This is a genomic window from Natronorubrum sediminis, from assembly GCF_900108095.1.
GTDB lineage: Archaea > Halobacteriota > Halobacteria > Halobacteriales > Natrialbaceae > Natronorubrum > Natronorubrum sediminis.
In genome coordinates, this window is sequence record NZ_FNWL01000001.1 from 44,201 (window position 1) to 60,492 (window position 16,292).

Consider the following 16,292-nt stretch of genomic DNA (forward strand, 5'->3'; position numbering starts at 1 on the left):
CGGTCGCCGGTTCTATTCGTCATCGTCCGTGTGGTCGATCTCCGTCTCCTCGTCGATATCTACGTCTACGTCCTCACCGTGTTCGAGACCAGCAAGGAGGGTGTCGACCTCGTCCTGTTCGTCGCTCAACTCGAGGCTCTCGTCCTCAGGATAGATACCGACCGTGACGAGTGAATCCTCGCCGGCGTCGAATCGAACGACGTCGACGACGCAGTCAATCTCCGCGTCAGCGTCGTCGGCCACCGTCGCCGTCGCGGCGTACGTATCGAAGGAGACCCGAACCTCTAGGTCGTCGATCTCGACGGCACGGCCGCCGACGTTGTTCTCGACGCTGAAATCTTCGTACTCGTCCTGAACCGATTCGACGATGACTTCGGGATCGCGGTCTGCGAGCGTCTCGAGTTCCTCGCCCGCGACCACGACTGTCGGCGTGGACACGACGGAGACGACGGCCGGAACGGACGACGACTCGAGGTCCTCGAGTGAGTGTTCGACCTCCCGGACGTACTCGCTCACGTAGCTCGTTTCCTCGTACGATTCGTCCTCGTACTCCCGGTGTTCGACCCGTTCTTCGGTGCGGGTATGCTCGTAGTCGGTCTCGTCGACAGCGTCCGGAGAGACGCGAACCAGCGACGCCTGGAACGTCGTCTCGTCGTCGATAATATCACTCAGACAGCCCGCAGTGACGCCGACTATGCCGGATACGCTTGCCCCGAGAAACACCCGTCGATTCATCTACTCAGGTCGTCCCCACTCGAGCGTATATAGCTCGTGACTGTTGTCACTCGCTGAAATGGGCCCTCGCAGAAACGGTCGCAAAAGACCAGCGGACTACTCGTCGCTCGGCAACCGGTAGCTCGCGCCGTCGTCGGTATCCTGAATCTCGATGCCGAGTCCCTCGAGTTCGTCGCGCAACTCGTCCGCTCGCTCGTAGTTCCCCGCCGAGCGTTCCCGTTCGCGAACGTCGAGAACGAGGTCGACGACATCGCCCGCGAGGTCGGCCGTCCCGGTCGTTTCCCCGACGAACGAGAGGCCGAGGACATCGCCGAGTTCCTCGAGCGTTTCGACGGCCGCTCGGAGCCCGCGGTAGTCGTACTCGTCTCGGCTCTCGAGGTGTGCGTTCAGCGCCGATGCGATCTCGAGCAACGCGGCCTGTGCCTCACGCGTGTTGAAGTCGTCGTTCATCGCGGCGACGAAGTCCGAACGGGCGTCTCGGACTGCTTCCCGAAGCGAGTCGTCCGACGCTTTCGTCCGTGCGGCCGGCGAGTCGAGCGCCTCGACGGCCGACTCGTAGGCGCGCTCGAGTCGATCCCATCGCTCCCGGGCCTCGGCGATGGTCTCGTCCGAGTAGAGCTGTTTGCTGTTGTACGACCCCGCGGTGAGGAAGGTGCGAAGCGCGTTCGTCCCCCACTGCTCGACGGCGTCGTCGACCGTGACGAAGTTGCCCAGACTCGAGGACATCTTCTCGTCGTCCATCTGGAACAGCTCACAGTGAAGCCAGTAGTTCGCGAATTGCTGGCCGGTCGCAGCTTCTGACTGGGCGATTTCGTTCTCGTGGTGGGGGAAGACCAGATCCCGGCCACCCACGTGAATGTCGAGCGTTTCCTCGAGGTGCGTCATGCTCATCGCCGAGCACTCGATGTGCCAGCCGGGACGACCCTCGCCCCACGGCGACTCCCAGGTCTGGCCGCTCGGTTCGTCCTCGCAGTCGAACGCCACATCGTCGTGGCGGTGTTCGTGAACGGACGACTCGTCGACGCCGCCGGCTTTCCAGAGTGCGAAATCCGCAGGGTGGCGCTTCTCGGAGCGCTCGTCGGCTTCGCCCTGGGATTCGATCTCCTCGAGTTCCTGATTCGAGAGCTTACCGTACTCTTCGAAACTCGTCACGTCGAAGTAGACCGAGCCGTTCGACTCGTACGCGTAGTCCTTCTCGATCAGGGTTTCGACGAGGTCGACGATTTCGGGGACGTGTTCTGAAACGCGCGGGTAGACTTCCGCCCGGAGGAGGTTGAGGGCTCGCATATCCGCGAGCGTCCGTTCGATGTACGTCTCCGCGACGTCGTTTTCGTCCGAGCCGAGGTCGTCCTCACCCACCCGGGCGACGATCTTCTCGTTGACGTCGGTGAAGTTCTCGACGTGACGCACGTCGTAGCCCAGGTGCTCGAGCCAGCGGTGCATGACGTCGACGTGGACCCACGAGCGCGCGTGGCCCAGGTGAGGCGGATCGGAGACCGTCAGGCCACAGTAGTAGAGCAAGACGTTCTCTGGATCCTGTGGCTCGAAGGGCTCTCTCTCGCCCGTCAACGTGTTCGTCACGTGCAGGGTCATTAGGCTCACTTCCTCCGGACGAAAGTTAAAGCGTGTGATGAGCGTCGAGACACGACTCGAGCGCGTCCTCGACCGCCCGGAGCGCGTTCGCCCCCTCGAGTCGATCGACGACGACGACCAATGATTCCTTGCCGACGCCCGCCGCGTGGGGCTCGATACCCGAACGCGACAGTCGGTGGATGACTTCCGCGAGTGCCGTCGCGTCCACGTCGCCGGTCGCGATCACGGCCGTTCTGTCGCCCCCAGTCGGTCCGAACGCACTCCCGCCGACCGTGATCAACGCCTCGTCCGCCCCTGCGTCGGCTGATCCCCCACCATCCGGTCTCGCACTGTCCGCCCCCGCTTCGACCGGGCCGATCCCACTCTCCATCGTGACTCGAGCGTCTCGGGTCCTCGTCTCGTGTGCCGGTAACTCCTCCGCGTAGCGTCGCAACGCCGTCGCGACCGCGTCAGTCTCGCCGTCGACCTCGAGAAATCGAGCGGCGGCGGTGTAGTTGACGACCCCCGCCCGCAACGCCGTGATGAGAAACGGGTGCGAGTCGGCGACCCGCCGCGCGTCGGCTGCCAGTGACATATCGCAGCAAGCGCCCCGGATCGGTATAAATTCGCCGTCACCGGCGTGGCGGTACCGACGTGTCAGCACCGGCGTGCCAGCACAGATGTGTCAATGCCGATACGGTCGAGGGGCGTAAGAGATCATGTACTCCCGAGCGCTGCGAGCAGGACCGCGGCGCTTTTGCCTCGAGCGTCCGAATGTCTGCGTATGAATCTCTCCGACATCGAGGAACTCATCGAGTCGAACGTCGAGAACGCCGAAGCGAATGTCACGCACGCGCGAGACAAACACGACGACGACCACCTCGCAGCCACCGTCGTCTCGCCGACGTTCGAAGACCTCCCGCTGGTCCAACAACACCAGGCGGTCTACGACGCCCTCGGAGAGCACATGACGACCGATATTCACGCCCTCGAGTTGTCGACGTACACTCCCGAGGAGTACGACGAGCAAGAGGACTGACTCGAGGTCGCCCCGCCGCGAGATAATCACGTCACGTGAGGAGACAACCGCAACTTTATCCACGTTCCTGAGAGGCTATGCGTATGGAATCCCTTCACCCGCGAATCAGACTGCTCTGGATCGCGAACGTGGCGATCGTCCTCGGCGTCGTCGGGGCACTCGCTGGTCAATGGGTGATCGACATCCCCATCGAAGCGGTCGGGGCTGTCATTGCGGTCGGAATCGGGCTGGGGATCGTCTACGCGATCCGCCTCTATCAGGTCTGGCGCTTCGAACTGCAAGACGACGCGCTCTACCTCGAGCGCGGTGTCGTCACCTTCGTCGAGACGGCCGTTCCATTCGTTCGGGTCCAGCACGTCGACACCCAGTTCGGCCCCGTCGAACGAGTGCTCGGGCTCTCGAGCGTCGTCGTCTACACGGCCGGTTCGCGCAACGCGGACGTGCGAATTCCGGGGCTGACCCCCGACCGGGCAGATGATCTGCAAGATACGCTCCGTGATCTCGCCGTCGAGAGCGAGGCCGACGACGCGGTCTAACTCACGATGAACCGACTCCATCCACTCAGCGCAGCCACGTACGGGCTTCAATACGGCCTCATCTGGCTCTGGATACCGATGGCGTTGGTTCTACTGTTGGGTGCCGTCGTCGACCCGATCAGCCCAGCGTGGTCTCCACTCGCCGCGCCACTCGGGTTCGCGATCGGTGTCGCCTACGGCGTCGCCTACTACTACCGATTCGAGTACGCCATTACGCCGGACACGTTCGACGTCTCCTCGGGTGTCTTCGCCCGCCGATCCCGTGAAATTCCCTACGGCCGCATCCAGAACGTCGACGTTCGACAGGGGGTGTTTCAACGACTCTTCGGTCTCGCGACGCTGTCGATCGAGACCGCAGGTGGCGGTGCAACGGAGGCCACGCTCAACTTCGTCAGCGAATCCGAAGCCACGAGACTCCAAACGCAGATCAGGCGGCGAACTGCCGAGGTAAAGAGTCGTCGGGGTCGACGACGCGAACAGGAATCGTCGTCGGACGACCAAGCCGAGTCAGTCGCCGATCGACCCGAACACCCCGACGAAGCCGAGCGCACGAGCAGCGACCAAACGGTCGACGGGACCGGCGGTCCTGGCACCCCTGAACCGACGTCGAACCGCTCTCGAGAACTCGACTCCGACTCTCCTCTCGCACCAGGAGTCGGCCAACGCCGACAGCATCGACTGTTCGACCTCGAGGCTCGAGAACTCCTCCTCTACTCGTTCACGTCGTTTCGGCCCGCGGCCGCCGCTGCCGTCTTGGGGCTCTTTTTCATCGCGACGGATACCTTCCTCGAGTTGCTCGTGGTCGTCGCCCAACCGGTCGGTGGCCCCGAATCGCTGGGCGAAGGGACGACGACAGATTACGGCATCCTGACGCTCGTCTCGATAGCTAACGGTGTCGTCATCGCGTACGTATTGAGCGTCGCGTACACGTTCGCAACGTACTACGACTTTCAGCTCGGACGGGCCGACGACGACTTCGTCTACGAACGCGGGCTCTTACAGCGTTACAGCGGCTCGATTCCCGTCGAAAAGGTCCAATCGGTGACGGTGACCGCCAACCCGATTCAACGGGCGATCGAGTACGCCGGTCTCTGGGTCGAAACGGCCGGATACGGTCCCGACAGCAACGGCGGCAGCCAGTCTGCCGTCCCGCTGGCGAAACAAGGACGCGTTCATCGCTTCACGGAAAACCTGACCGGCGTCGAAACGCCGAAATTCCAGCGCCCACCGCCCATCGCACGCCGACGGTACCTCGTTCGGTACTCGCTCATCGCCACCGTCATCGTCGCGATCAGCTTCGGAATCACGCAGGCAACCGGCCTCGAGCGCTGGTACCTCGCTGCTGTCGCCTTCGCCGGGGTTCCACCCGCAGCCCACCTGAAGTACGTCAATCTCGGCTACTACGTCGGCGAGGATCACTTGATCGTTCGACGAGGCTTTTGGCAGCGCCGAACGACGGTGATCCCCTACTACCGAATCCAGACCGTCTCGACTCGTCGATCGATCTTCCAGCGTCGACTCGGGCTGGCGTCGCTCGTCATCGACACGGCCAGTTCGCGAACGCTCTTTTGGACGACGCCGACCATCTACGACGTCGATCTCGAGGATGCGCGTGACACCCACGGAACCGGCCGAAAACGACTCCAGTCGGCGCTTCGTGAACGGGCTCGAGACGACGACCTCGGCCTCGACGTCGACTTCACCGCCTCGAGTGAACGCTCCGATGATTTTATCTAATTTCCACAATAACGCCGCGTTATGGAACCCCTCCATCCGCGAATTAGGCTCCTCTGGATAGCAAAAGGTGCTCTTCAGGCGCTCGTCGTCGGCCTCCTCTTGGTCGTCCTCGATCAATTTATCGCAGACGTTCCCGTGTCGGTCATCGCTGTCGTCATCGCAATCGGCCTCGTCCTCACGAGCGTCTACGCGATTCGACTGTATCAAATATGGCAGTACGAACTTCAGGACGACGCGCTCTACCTCGAGCGCGGCGTTATCACGTTCGTCGAAACCTCGGTGCCCTTCGTTCGGGTCCAGCACGTCGACACCCAGTTCGGCCCCGTCGAACGAGTGCTCGGACTCTCGAGCGTCGTCGTCTACACGGCCGGTTCGCGCAACGCGGACGTACGAATCCCGGGGTTGACGCCCGACCGTGCTCGAGACCTCCAGGACGCGCTGCGCGAACTGGCAGTCGAGAGCGAGGCCGACGACGCGGTCTAACTCACAATGAATCGACTCCATCCACTCAGCGCCGTCTCAAACGCCGTCAGCGGCGCGATCATTGGCTTCTTCCTCCCGTTTCTCACCGTCTCGTTCCTCGCGGACCCGCTCGGCACGAACGCGGTTTACGCACTGGTTCCGATAGGACTCGTTCTGGGTGTATCCCACGGAATTGCAACCTACTATCGATTCGAGTACGAACTCTCTCCGGACACGTTCGACGTCTCCTCGGGCGTCTTCGCGCGCCAGTCTCGAGAAATTCCCTACGGCCGAATCCAGAACGTCGACCTCAGACAGGATCTGCTCCATCGACTACTCGGCGTCGCCGTGGTCTCCCTCGAGACGGCTGGTGGCGGGGCCTCCGAGGCGACCCTAAGCTTCGTCACCAAGGACGAAGCCGAGCGAATCCGCACCGAGGTCCGCCGACTGACGGCCGAATCCGGATCCGAGCGAGCAGCGTCGGACGAACGGGTCTCGAGTACAGAATCAGCCACTGAAACACCAGCGGTCGATGCAGATGTCGGCACGGAGACCCAACGCGTCACCGGCTCTGATACGGATTCTGGGATCGAGACCGAAGCAACTGACGACCACCGAGTCGAACGAACGCGACTGTTCGAACTCGAGACCCGCGAACTGTTGCTCTACGGCACCACGGCGTTCAGCCTGAGCGGCGTCATGTTGCCGGTAATCCTCTTCGTCTTCTTTACCGACGGCGGATCGGGCGTGTTCACGAGCGGGTTCTTCGAACTCTCGATCCTCCTCCAAGCCGTCTTGGTCGTCGTTCCGTGGGCGCTGGCTGCGTACCTCTTTAGCGGATTGTTCACGATTGCGCGATACTACGACTTCCAGTTAGCGCGCGCCGGCGACGACTACGTCTACGAACACGGCCTGATCCAACACTACAGCGGCTCGATTCCGATCGATAAGGTCCAGTCGGTGTCGATTACGGACAATCCGCTCCAGCGGGCGCTCGGCTACGCCGGGCTCTGGGTCGAGACGGCGGGGTACGGCCCCGAAAGTAGCGGCGGCAGTCAACCAACCGTTCCGTTCGCGACCGAGAGTCGAGTTTACCGATTCGCCGAACGAGTCACCGGAATCGAGCGGCCGGCATTTACAGACCATCCGCCGATCGCTCGCCGACGGTACCTCGCACGATACACCATTCTCGCGACGGTGTTCGTCGGCGCGGTGTTCGTCGCGGCTCAGGTGACCGCCCTCGAGCAGTGGTACTTCGCGGGACTCGCCTTTCTCGCAGTTCCACCAGCGGCCCACCTCAAGTGGAAGCACATGTCCTACTATCTCGGCGAGGATCACCTGGTCATCCGGCGGGGCTTCTGGAACCGAACGACGACCGTCATCCCCTACTACCGAATCCAGACGCTGACGACCAACCGCACGCTCCTCCAGCGCCGCCTCGATCTGGCGACGCTCGTCGTCGATACGGCCAGTTCGCGAACGTTTTCTCGATCGACGCCACAGATCGTCGACATCGACCTCGAGGACGCTCGCGACGTTCACGACGAGAGTCGCAACCGACTCGAGCGAAGTCTCCACGAGCGGACTCGCGACGGTGTGGAGACGTCGCCGGCCGACGGAATCTGATCGTTTCGGACGGTTTTTCGATCGCGTGACCTGCAAGTGAGGTTCGTTTCGGTGGGTTTTACCTGACTCACCGAGACGAGTCGCGTATGGCAGACAATGACGAGTTCCGCGTCGAGGAGGACAGTCTCGGGGAGATGGAGGTACCCAAAGACGCCTACTGGGGCGCACAGACCCAGCGGGCGATCCAGAACTTCCCCATCTCGGGCATCTCGTTCGGCCGACGCTTCGTTCGCGCGTTGGGTGTCGTCAAAAAATCCGCCGCGCAGGCGAACCGCGACCTCGGTCTCATCGAAGACGACGTTGCTGATGCGATCGTCGAGGCCGCAGACGAGGTCATCGCCGGCAAACACGACGAGCAGTTCCCGGTCGACGTCTTCCAGACCGGCTCTGGCACGTCCTCGAACATGAACGCCAACGAGGTCATCGCCAACCGCGCCGCCGAACTCAAAGGTGCGGAAATCGGCGACCGCGTCGTCCACCCGAACGACCACGTCAACTACGGTCAATCGAGCAACGACGTCATTCCGACCGCGATGCACGTCGCCTCGCTCGAGGCCGTCGAAAAGGACGTCATCCCGGCACTCGATCAACTCCGCGAGGCGCTCGAGCGAAAGGAAGACGAGTTCGACGACGTAGTCAAAACCGGCCGTACGCACCTCCAAGACGCGACTCCCGTGACCCTCGGTCAGGAGTTCGGGGGTTATCGTACACAAGTCGAGAAGGGACTCGCCCGCGTTGACAAGGTTCGCGACCACCTTGCCGAACTCGCACTCGGTGGCACGGCAACCGGAACCGGCCTCAACACGCACGAGGAGTTCCCCGGTCGCGTCGCCGAGTACATCACGAAAGAGACCGGCGTCCAGTTCCGCGAGGCCGATAACCACTTCGAGGCCCAGGCCGCACACGACGCGATGAGCGAGGCCCACGGTGCGCTTCGCGTCATCGCCGGCTCGCTGAACAAGATTGCCAACGACCTTCGACTGCTGGCTTCCGGACCGCGAAACGGTCTCGGTGAGATCGAACAGCCCGAAAATCAACCCGGATCGTCGATCATGCCGGGCAAGATCAACCCCGTCGTCGCCGAGGCCGTCAATCAGGTCCACAAACAGGTCATCGGCAACGACGCCGCCGTCTCCGCCGGCGCTGCAGACGGCCAACTCGACCTCAACCTCTACAAGCCCGTCCTCGCACACAACTTCCTCGAGTCCGCCGAACTCATCTCGAACTCGAGTCAGGTGTTCGCCGACCGCTTCGTCGACCCACTCGAAGCGAACCGCGAATTCTGTGCGGACCAGGTCGAACGGTCGATGGCGATGGCGACGTCGCTCAACGTCCACATTGGATACGACAAAGCCAGCGAGGTCGCGAAGACGGCGCTCAAAGAGGACAAAACGGTCCGTGAGGTCGTCCTCGAGAAGGGCTATCTCGACGAAGCAGAAGCCGACGAAGTGCTCGACCCCCGCAAAATGTCCCAACGCGGGATCCTCGGCCAGGACGACTGAGTCCTGAGCGGAACCAACACTTACCCGTTGTCTCATATCTGCATTTTTCTCGAGCGAAAACAGTTCCCTCGACCGACGTGACAGTTACCGCCCCACTCGTTACCGAATACTCGGTATATTCTGACGTTCTTTCTTCACGAGTAATAGCCAATAAAACGACATAGTGGGCCCAGATCACGGTAATCTCCGTCGGAATAAAAAATCCAAGCAGTTTTGACGGGGGCTCGCGTCAGACAAAATATGCACACCTGTCGCGACTGTAACCAGTCGTTTCAGACGGAACTCGCACTCGAATTGCACCGTGATACGTGCACGAAGGGCCAACTCTTTTGTCAGGTCTGTGGCGATCGGTTCCGAGAGGCCGACGCGACACAAGATGGTTGGCATTATGACTGTCCGGACGTCGAGTGCGACGGCGGTGGCCTCCAAGAGGACCTCTTTCGAGTTGAAGACATTCGAACCGCTACACACTGAGTGAGTGCGCTATACACTGAGTGAGTATTCCACGCGACAGTCCGTCTCGGCGGGCGTTCTCAGGCGACAGATTCGCTCTCGAGTGCACCACTGATCCGGAGTAATTCGCTTTCAGACGACGTTCCGATTACGCTGGGTCGGCCACTTCTCCTTTGAGTTCCTGCACGACAGCCAAATCGTGTTCCGCGATTTCGCCCACGAGTTCTCGAGTTTCGGCTTCGACGTCCTCGTCCGGAACGACTCGATTGAGGAGTCCGAGCGCCCGTGCGCGCTCTGGTGAAACGGCTTCGCCGGTGAGTACGATTTCTTTCGCGACTCGAGAGCCTACCATCGCCTCGAGGTAGGGAATCGAATGTGAGGCCGCGATACCGAATTAAACCTCCGGCATCGCGAGTGTTGTCTCTTCGCCGGCGACGAGGAAGTCACACCGCAACGAGAGAATGAATCCGATACCGATGAGTGCACCGCGCTCCGACGGCGATCGGATACGGTCTCGAGGTGAGAAAATAGTATATTTCACCGGTCAACTCGCCAATTTCGTCGGCGTACTTTTCGCCGTACGCTGGGTCAGCGACGAGGTCCCTGTCCATGCCGGCACAGGTGACGTCACCGGCCCCAGTCAGGACGAGACCGTCGACCGCATCCTCGGACAAGTCGACGAGAGCGTCTCTGAGAGCGGACAGTAACTCGAGATTCACCGCGTTGAGTTTGTCTGGACGCGCCAGCGTAATCGTCGCAATTCCGTCGGTGACGTCCGATTCGATGAGTGTTGACGAAGCCATACGTGTTCAATTCACAGTGGCCGAGATAACAGTGGGTGACTTCCGTACTCGTCTACAATACCACCGTCCTTTCAGTATAGCGAAATGCAGTATATGTGTCTGTCGTCGGCCGCACTCTGTGGACATATTCACTACGCCTATACTCACTAATTTCTTCGTGAATTGATACGGGGGAGCCCACTCGAGGCGTCGTTCGGGTCGAAGGCAGGTAGTTTCCGCGAGTGGTCCACATTCTCTGACCGACACGAAAAATTCGGTCGATACACTACCTGTCCCACACCCACAACCAATAATCAGTCACGGTCCCAGACCCATTCACGAACTACTGAGGCGACCGTCCACCCCTAATTCAACAGTGTGAGCCGTCGCTTTGATGGATACGTCCACTCGACTCGAGTCGGTTAGTCGGGGTGTATCCGACTCCGGAAACCAGTCGTTCGACCAAGAGCACTCTCGTGGTCAGATACCTGCCCAAGACCGGTGAGTGGCCACGGAATCGATTGTTGATGGTTACGCGTCCATTTCCCCCTTCGGACTAGAAACGGGGCTCTCGAGTCCCTCATGGCCAGTACCCCACACCGTATTCGAGCGCACGAATCGACCGATCAGCGCCTTTCTATCGTCGTTTCCGCGATAGGAAGACAATTTGCCAGCAGTGCCGGTCGGTGACGTTGACGGGGTAGTGAAAAAGACTCGATTCATTCACAGGGACTCCTCGAGTGCTGGCCCAACTCTGGTTCGGTAGGTCTCGAGTCGATTTACCACCCCGACGCGTACCACGTAGCATCGTTCACTCATCTCAGTTTCAAAGATCTCACACCGATGTGTTTTCTTTCGACCGTTCGATTCTCTCGTTTGATCGGGCCATGAGTTGTGCCCTCGCCTCGCTCGAGGAGACCCATTCGAAGTCGTCTGGATTGTAGTAAGACCGAGAGTCTGTGGAGTGGTCCATGGTGACGATAAGCACTCTTCCCTAAGAATTTTACAATTAGGATGGGGAGGAATTATATTGTTTTGCAAGGGTGTTTTTCGGGCGTTACCCCAAGGGTTTGCCCCGGGAAGATGGCAATCAAATATTGCCGGATGTGGCTGTACTTCGACCATGGATTTCGATTGATTCCCAGCAACTGAATGAGGGTACAGACCGACTCGATAGTAGCATAATAAATCTGCCAATTTATCACACTTCGTATTCGGATCAGTTCGAATCGCGATTCTTTATCTGTGTAAGTAACACTATTTGGTCGCTATTGGTGGACCTGCTAATGAATATAATCTACTTGCCCGTCGGTTTTGAGAGTATCAATTGCCCAAATAAATGCCCTTATTTGTGATAGTGGGATAGATTGAAGTGTGCCCGCTGAGTTGCGCCGACCATGGCTGAAGACGACCGCGTCGCTGTGAAAACATACGTTCCTCGACAACAAAAGGAAATTTGGAGCGACCAGGCCGACGATCTCGAGATGAGTCAAAGCGAGTTCGTCAGGACGATGGTCCAGGCTGGGCGGAGTGAATTCGAGATCCCTTCGGCAGGTGACTCGGGGGGAACTGAATCAGGTTCTAACGCACCCGCTGACGAAGACTTTGCAGACCGCATTCTCGAGGTGTTACAGCGAAGTGGCGCGCTGGATTGGGACGGACTCGTCGAAGCACTGGTCGACGACGTGGAGGCCGAACTCGACGCCGAGATCCAGCGTCTACAGGACGACAATCTGGTTCGATACAGCGGCCGAGAGGGCGGCTACGTGGTGACGAACGATGAGTGAGGGCCAGCAACAACCGAATACGGTCGAGTACTTCCTCCAGGACATCGAACACCACGGGCGTAACGAACGAACGGCAACAGCCTACAAACGAGTGCTCACGGACTACGAGCAATTTCTTGCGGAACGCTTCGATAAGACGCCGCCAGCGGCCAGCTATCGGGATTGTATGGCGTGGGTACACGAACTCCGCTCCACGCACTCTGACAGCACTGTCGCGACGTACGCGTCGTATCTGAACCGATTTTACAGCTATCTCGAGCGAGTGGGACACACCGAAGCGAACCCCATGACCGTCGTCTTAGAGGAGATGAACGAGTCGATCGAATCGAACCCGACGCGTCGCGACGTGACGCTCCCCGAAATGCGGTCGTTCGTCGGCGAGATTCACCATCCCTTGCACGAGGCAATCGTGCTCGTCCTCTTGAAAACGGGTATCAGAGCGGGGGAACTCTGCAACCTCGATCTGATCGACGTCAATCTCGAGCACGAGGCTCGAACCTGGCAGCCTCGAGCCCATATCTCGGGTCGCTCTGACTCGCTGTTTATCGCGACAGAGCACACGTACGGCCAGGAATCGGGTGGGGAACGCCGAAACGCGTCGAATAAACGGAAACGGGAAACGGTGATACCGATCGATTCGGAGCTCAAAGACGTCCTCGTTCGGTGGCTCGCCGTTCGGCCGGACGTCGCTTCGAACTCGGCCTCACCGGCTGCGTCGGAGCCTTTTTTCGTCGGGACAGCCAGCAGTTGGGGTGAGCGATTGACGCCGAATATCGTCCATCACGTCGTCGAGCAGTACGCGAGAGCCTACGGCTGGTATCGAACGGGCGGTGGTGCCGCAGAGAACGTCACTCCCCACTACTTTCGTCACTTCTTCACGACTCACCTTCGCGATCGAACGGGTGACCGGGGTATCGTCCAATACCTTCGCGGTGACGTCGCCAGTGACGTGATCGATACGTACACTCACAACTGGGGTGATCGCGTTCGAGAAACGTATCTCGAGCACATCTACACGCTTCGTCGATAGGGCTCGGTCGTCAATTATCGTTTCCTGTGTTCGCCGCTGAATACCACCCCGAGACGCGAGGAACGCTATTGCAAACACGCAGACGGACGCTGTTCTCATCGGCACGATTTCCGGAGACTGAGCCTCTGTGCCACATATAATTACTACTATCGTTGTCCTATATCGCGTCCGAGGCTGGACTAATAAATCGCATGTCGCTATATACAATTGGGACACCAGCGACGAGAGAGTCGGAACTCTCGAGTCACCGCTCGAAACTGTGACGAAAATTGTGTTGCTACGGTTCGAGGGTCAGTTCGGTCTCGAGGTCGGGTCCGGTGAACAGCGACCGGACCCGTTCGACGGTGTCCGTCACTTCCGGGGAACTCTCGAGGAGGACGGTTTCGCTCGGGAAGAGTTGTTCGCCGAGCAAGAGACCGTGGTCTCGAGCGGTCGACCCCGTTACCGTGAGGTAGACGCCGATTCCGGTGTCGGCGATAGCTGCTTCCTCTTCACGACCGGATTGGGGGTATTCGAAGTGAACTCCCTCGAGCACGTGCGTTCCGAGGACGGCCTGTACGAGTCGCTCGTAGCGCGGTTCGATACACAACGGGCCCTCGTATTGCTCGAGGAACGTCCGGTCGATCGACCCGTCCGAGGACACGTCGGGGGTAGCCATCAGCGTGTGATACACGGTGTCGCCGAGTCCGGTGACCACCTGGACGTGGGTGTCCGACGGATCGATTCGCGTGTTGATATCCGCTAAGCTCTCGAGTGGCTCCGGACGAAGTTCGACGACTTCCTCGAGGACGAGGTCGGCGCTGTCGAATCCGAGTGCGAACTCGTGGGTGCGAAGCGCACGGAACGGCTCCTCTCGTCCGACGAGTTGAATCGAGACGTCGTCGGAGATATCGTCGACATCAGTGAGTGGAATCGTGACACTGTCAAAGACGATTCGACGAGGTTTGCCGTCACGGTCGTCTCTCAAGAGCGTGTACTCGGGTTCGGTTGGATCCTCGACGGAACTATAGGTTGCGAGACGATGGTAGACGTGTTCGTCGGGTCCGTCTGCTGGCTCGATCGTTCCCTTCGTCAGTGCCTTCTCGTGACGAAGCGTCGACGTAATCGTGTCCGCGAGGTCGGCGATGTCGAGTCGGTGTGCTAATCGATCGAGGACCGACTCGAGTGGCCGCCCCTTTCGTGGAACCGCAATCGGGATCGTCTCGCCCATCGACGAGTTCTCGCGTACCGAGAGATAAACGCGTTGCGTTTCGAAAGCCAGACTGGGGAAAATCAGTCAGAGAACATCGAACCGAGTTGGTCACGCCACTCCTGAATATCGGTGACATCACCACGAACGTCTTCGAGGTCCGCTTGGAGTTCGTCGACATCGTCCGTCACCGTCTCGAGATCGTCGGTTACCGTCGAAACATCGTCGTCGAGGCTGTCTACGTCGCTCTCGAGGCCCGAAACATCGGTCGAAACTGTCTCGAGGTCGTCCTCGACGGCCGACACATTGTCCGTCGTCTCTTCGAGTTCCGCTTCTACCGTACCGACGTCGGACTCGAGCGATTCGAGACCCGACAACGCCGTGTCGACGTCGGCCGAGACGGCTTCGAGTTCGGAGTCGGTATCCGTGAGCTGACGGTCGTTCGCTGTTACTTGCTCGTCCATGCGCTCGAGTTCCGATTCCATCGATTCGAGGTCCGATTGGACGTCCTGAATGAGTTGCGTCCCAGTCCCGTTTTCGTCGAGGAACTCTTCGAGTGCGTTGGTGTAGGCGGCGACTTCTTCGACGCGAGACTGGAGGTGGTCGAATTTCGCAACGTCTGCTCCCGCTGGCTCGAGATCTAGTGCGTCCTGGAGCACGTCGAGGTCGTCGTCGTCGATTTTGCCGTCGCGAAGTTCCGCCGCGAGTGTCGCACCAACGGTGCCCTCGAGTGCAACCGCGTCTGTGCGTTCGGTGGAATCGTCTGTCGCTTCGGTGTCGGTCTGAGTCGCTTCAACGGGCGCCGTTGTGTCAGTAGAATCGGCCATGTCGGTCTCAGTATCGGCTGTGTCGTCGTCGGTGCCTTCGGCTGTGTCCTCACCAGCGTTTTCGGCTGTGTCGTCGTCGGTGCCTTCGGCTGTGTCGTCGCTTTCGTTCTCTTCTTCCTCGAGATCGAGGGCGATTTCGGGCTCTTCGGCTGGTTCTGCTGGTTCGGCTGGTTCTGCTGGTTCGGCTGGTTCTGCTGGTTCGGCTGTCTCTCCTTCGTCGCCGGCGGCGTCGTCCCCGTCTGCGTTGTTCGTGTCGGTTTCGTGGTCGAGACCGAGTTTGAGCTCCGACTCGTCGTCTTCCTCAGTAGCAGCCGGGATATCGTCTTCTTCGAAGTCGAGGTCGATATCGGGAGCGTCCTCGTTAGAGTCACGTTCGTCCGTGTCGACGTCCTCGTCGTCTTCGTCCGTTGTCCCCAGTGACAGATCGAGTTCTTCGTCTGGATCGGCCTCGCTGTGATCGTCTTCGTCGATGGGACTTTCAGAATCAGTGTCCTCGTTTTCGAGGCCGGGAACCGAGTCTGTATCCCCGGAAATCAGATCTTTGACCGCCTGATTTCGGTCCGGTGAGACGATGCTTCCGATGACATCGTCTTCCACGACATCGGCTTCTGAGTCGGTTGAATCGGTCGTTTCAGAACTCACTTCGACGATCGTTGGGTCCGTCAGAAACGCACCAATGTCCGTGTCGTCGTCGATCCGAATTCCGTATACCGTGAGCAAGTCGTCGGTTGCGTCGACGGCTCCGGTAAATTCGACGTGGTTGTCTTGAAAGGCAGTCCAGTTGTCGCTATCGTAGTCTGGGTGAAATCCGACCCTATCCATCGGGAACGATTCCGGAATCGATTCAGAGAGGCGGAATGTAACGGGTTCCTCCCGTTCTGATTCGATTTCGAATTTGATCGCAGGGACCGGAAATTCGTCCGCCGTGAACGATTTTCGGACGGATAACCCGTCGGCAGAGACCTCGATCACGTCGTCCGTGTCGGCGGTGCTACTCATGACGCCAACGTTACCA

General features: G+C 59.8%; 16 protein-coding genes. 9 read left to right on the forward strand and 7 right to left on the reverse strand.

Annotation, left to right across the window (positions count from 1 at the left end):
• Positions 1 to 12: 12 nt before the first annotated feature.
• The 3 genes from BLW62_RS00215 to BLW62_RS00225 form a co-directional block, all read right to left on the reverse strand.
• Positions 13 to 735: a DUF6517 family protein gene (locus BLW62_RS00215; RefSeq protein ID WP_090503255.1), complete on the reverse strand. Its 723-nt coding sequence runs from the start codon at positions 733 to 735 to the stop codon at positions 13 to 15.
• Between the two features lie 96 nt (positions 736 to 831).
• On the reverse strand, positions 832 to 2,328 hold the full coding sequence (gene cysS, locus BLW62_RS00220) for a cysteine--tRNA ligase (RefSeq protein WP_090503262.1): 1,497 nt from the start codon (positions 2,326 to 2,328) through the stop codon (positions 832 to 834).
• A 25-nt stretch (positions 2,329 to 2,353) separates the two neighbouring features.
• Positions 2,354 to 2,902, reverse strand: a complete 549-nt coding sequence (locus tag BLW62_RS00225) for a DUF7523 family protein (RefSeq protein ID WP_090503267.1) — start codon at positions 2,900 to 2,902, stop codon at positions 2,354 to 2,356.
• A 189-nt stretch (positions 2,903 to 3,091) separates the two neighbouring features.
• On the opposite strand from BLW62_RS00225, the gene BLW62_RS00230 reads away from it, so the two are divergent.
• The 7 genes from BLW62_RS00230 to BLW62_RS00260 all read left to right on the forward strand — a co-directional run bounded on the left by BLW62_RS00230 (position 3,092) and on the right by BLW62_RS00260 (position 9,683).
• Positions 3,092 to 3,346, forward strand: coding sequence for a BolA family protein (locus BLW62_RS00230; RefSeq protein WP_090503271.1), 255 nt, complete (start codon positions 3,092 to 3,094; stop codon positions 3,344 to 3,346).
• 83 nt (positions 3,347 to 3,429) lie between these two features.
• Entirely contained in the window at positions 3,430 to 3,882 is a 453-nt protein-coding gene (locus BLW62_RS00235) for a PH domain-containing protein (RefSeq protein ID WP_090503275.1), read from the forward strand.
• 6 nt (positions 3,883 to 3,888) lie between these two features.
• Entirely contained in the window at positions 3,889 to 5,619 is a 1,731-nt protein-coding gene (locus BLW62_RS00240; RefSeq protein ID WP_090503279.1) for a PH domain-containing protein, read from the forward strand.
• 21 nt (positions 5,620 to 5,640) lie between these two features.
• Complete coding sequence (locus BLW62_RS00245; protein ID WP_090503282.1) at positions 5,641 to 6,102, forward strand: PH domain-containing protein; 462 nt, start codon at positions 5,641 to 5,643, stop codon at positions 6,100 to 6,102.
• A 6-nt stretch (positions 6,103 to 6,108) separates the two neighbouring features.
• Positions 6,109 to 7,707, forward strand: a complete 1,599-nt coding sequence (locus tag BLW62_RS00250) for a PH domain-containing protein (protein ID WP_090503286.1) — start codon at positions 6,109 to 6,111, stop codon at positions 7,705 to 7,707.
• An 86-nt stretch (positions 7,708 to 7,793) separates the two neighbouring features.
• Positions 7,794 to 9,209 carry a class II fumarate hydratase gene (locus tag BLW62_RS00255; RefSeq protein ID WP_090503290.1) on the forward strand — a complete coding sequence of 472 codons (1,416 nt, stop codon included), beginning with the start codon at positions 7,794 to 7,796 and terminating at the stop codon, positions 9,207 to 9,209.
• 240 nt (positions 9,210 to 9,449) lie between these two features.
• A complete protein-coding gene (locus BLW62_RS00260; protein WP_090503294.1) occupies positions 9,450 to 9,683 on the forward strand; it encodes a transcriptional regulator in 234 nt (77 codons plus the stop codon).
• A gap of 127 nt (positions 9,684 to 9,810) precedes the next feature.
• On the opposite strand, the gene BLW62_RS00265 is transcribed toward BLW62_RS00260, so the two are convergent.
• Both BLW62_RS00265 and BLW62_RS00270 read right to left on the reverse strand, forming a co-directional pair.
• The gene (locus BLW62_RS00265; RefSeq protein WP_342706815.1) at positions 9,811 to 10,050 is read right to left on the reverse strand and encodes an enoyl-CoA hydratase/isomerase family protein; all 240 of its coding nucleotides are present in this window, start codon (positions 10,048 to 10,050) and stop codon (positions 9,811 to 9,813) included.
• A gap of 55 nt (positions 10,051 to 10,105) precedes the next feature.
• Positions 10,106 to 10,465 (reverse strand): enoyl-CoA hydratase/isomerase family protein, encoded by a 360-nt coding sequence (locus tag BLW62_RS00270; RefSeq protein ID WP_090503302.1) that lies wholly within the window; start codon positions 10,463 to 10,465, stop codon positions 10,106 to 10,108.
• Between the two features lie 1,376 nt (positions 10,466 to 11,841).
• On the opposite strand from BLW62_RS00270, the gene BLW62_RS00275 reads away from it, so the two are divergent.
• The gene (locus BLW62_RS00275; protein WP_090503305.1) at positions 11,842 to 12,231 is read left to right on the forward strand and encodes a DUF5805 domain-containing protein; all 390 of its coding nucleotides are present in this window, start codon (positions 11,842 to 11,844) and stop codon (positions 12,229 to 12,231) included.
• Positions 12,224 to 13,261 (forward strand): tyrosine-type recombinase/integrase, encoded by a 1,038-nt coding sequence (locus BLW62_RS00280; RefSeq protein WP_090503310.1) that lies wholly within the window; start codon positions 12,224 to 12,226, stop codon positions 13,259 to 13,261. Before BLW62_RS00275 ends, BLW62_RS00280 begins: the two co-directional genes overlap by 8 nt.
• Before the next feature lie 277 nt (positions 13,262 to 13,538).
• On the opposite strand, the gene BLW62_RS00285 is transcribed toward BLW62_RS00280, so the two are convergent.
• Both BLW62_RS00285 and BLW62_RS00290 read right to left on the reverse strand, forming a co-directional pair.
• The gene (locus BLW62_RS00285) at positions 13,539 to 14,471 is read right to left on the reverse strand and encodes a phosphoribosyltransferase HisG-related protein (RefSeq protein WP_090503314.1); all 933 of its coding nucleotides are present in this window, start codon (positions 14,469 to 14,471) and stop codon (positions 13,539 to 13,541) included.
• A gap of 62 nt (positions 14,472 to 14,533) precedes the next feature.
• On the reverse strand, positions 14,534 to 16,276 hold the full coding sequence (locus tag BLW62_RS00290; RefSeq protein WP_090503317.1) for a hypothetical protein: 1,743 nt from the start codon (positions 16,274 to 16,276) through the stop codon (positions 14,534 to 14,536).
• Between the last annotated feature and the right edge of the window lie 16 nt (positions 16,277 to 16,292).

Excerpts from the sequence above, each read along its gene's own strand:
- BLW62_RS00215 (WP_090503255.1), bottom strand. The coding sequence starts at position 735 with ATGAATCGACGGGTGTTTCTCGGGGCAAGCGTATCCGGCATAGTCGGC.
- cysS (WP_090503262.1), bottom strand. The coding sequence starts at position 2,328 with ATGACCCTGCACGTGACGAACACGTTGACGGGCGAGAGAGAGCCCTTC.
- BLW62_RS00225 (WP_090503267.1), bottom strand. The coding sequence starts at position 2,902 with ATGTCACTGGCAGCCGACGCGCGGCGGGTCGCCGACTCGCACCCGTTT.
- BLW62_RS00230 (WP_090503271.1), top strand. The coding sequence starts at position 3,092 with ATGAATCTCTCCGACATCGAGGAACTCATCGAGTCGAACGTCGAGAAC.
- BLW62_RS00235 (WP_090503275.1), top strand. The coding sequence starts at position 3,430 with ATGGAATCCCTTCACCCGCGAATCAGACTGCTCTGGATCGCGAACGTG.
- BLW62_RS00240 (WP_090503279.1), top strand. The coding sequence starts at position 3,889 with ATGAACCGACTCCATCCACTCAGCGCAGCCACGTACGGGCTTCAATAC.
- BLW62_RS00245 (WP_090503282.1), top strand. The coding sequence starts at position 5,641 with ATGGAACCCCTCCATCCGCGAATTAGGCTCCTCTGGATAGCAAAAGGT.
- BLW62_RS00250 (WP_090503286.1), top strand. The coding sequence starts at position 6,109 with ATGAATCGACTCCATCCACTCAGCGCCGTCTCAAACGCCGTCAGCGGC.
- BLW62_RS00255 (WP_090503290.1), top strand. The coding sequence starts at position 7,794 with ATGGCAGACAATGACGAGTTCCGCGTCGAGGAGGACAGTCTCGGGGAG.
- BLW62_RS00260 (WP_090503294.1), top strand. The coding sequence starts at position 9,450 with ATGCACACCTGTCGCGACTGTAACCAGTCGTTTCAGACGGAACTCGCA.
- BLW62_RS00270 (WP_090503302.1), bottom strand. The coding sequence starts at position 10,465 with ATGGCTTCGTCAACACTCATCGAATCGGACGTCACCGACGGAATTGCG.
- BLW62_RS00275 (WP_090503305.1), top strand. The coding sequence starts at position 11,842 with ATGGCTGAAGACGACCGCGTCGCTGTGAAAACATACGTTCCTCGACAA.
- BLW62_RS00280 (WP_090503310.1), top strand. The coding sequence starts at position 12,224 with ATGAGTGAGGGCCAGCAACAACCGAATACGGTCGAGTACTTCCTCCAG.
- BLW62_RS00285 (WP_090503314.1), bottom strand. The coding sequence starts at position 14,471 with ATGGGCGAGACGATCCCGATTGCGGTTCCACGAAAGGGGCGGCCACTC.
- BLW62_RS00290 (WP_090503317.1), bottom strand. The coding sequence starts at position 16,276 with ATGAGTAGCACCGCCGACACGGACGACGTGATCGAGGTCTCTGCCGAC.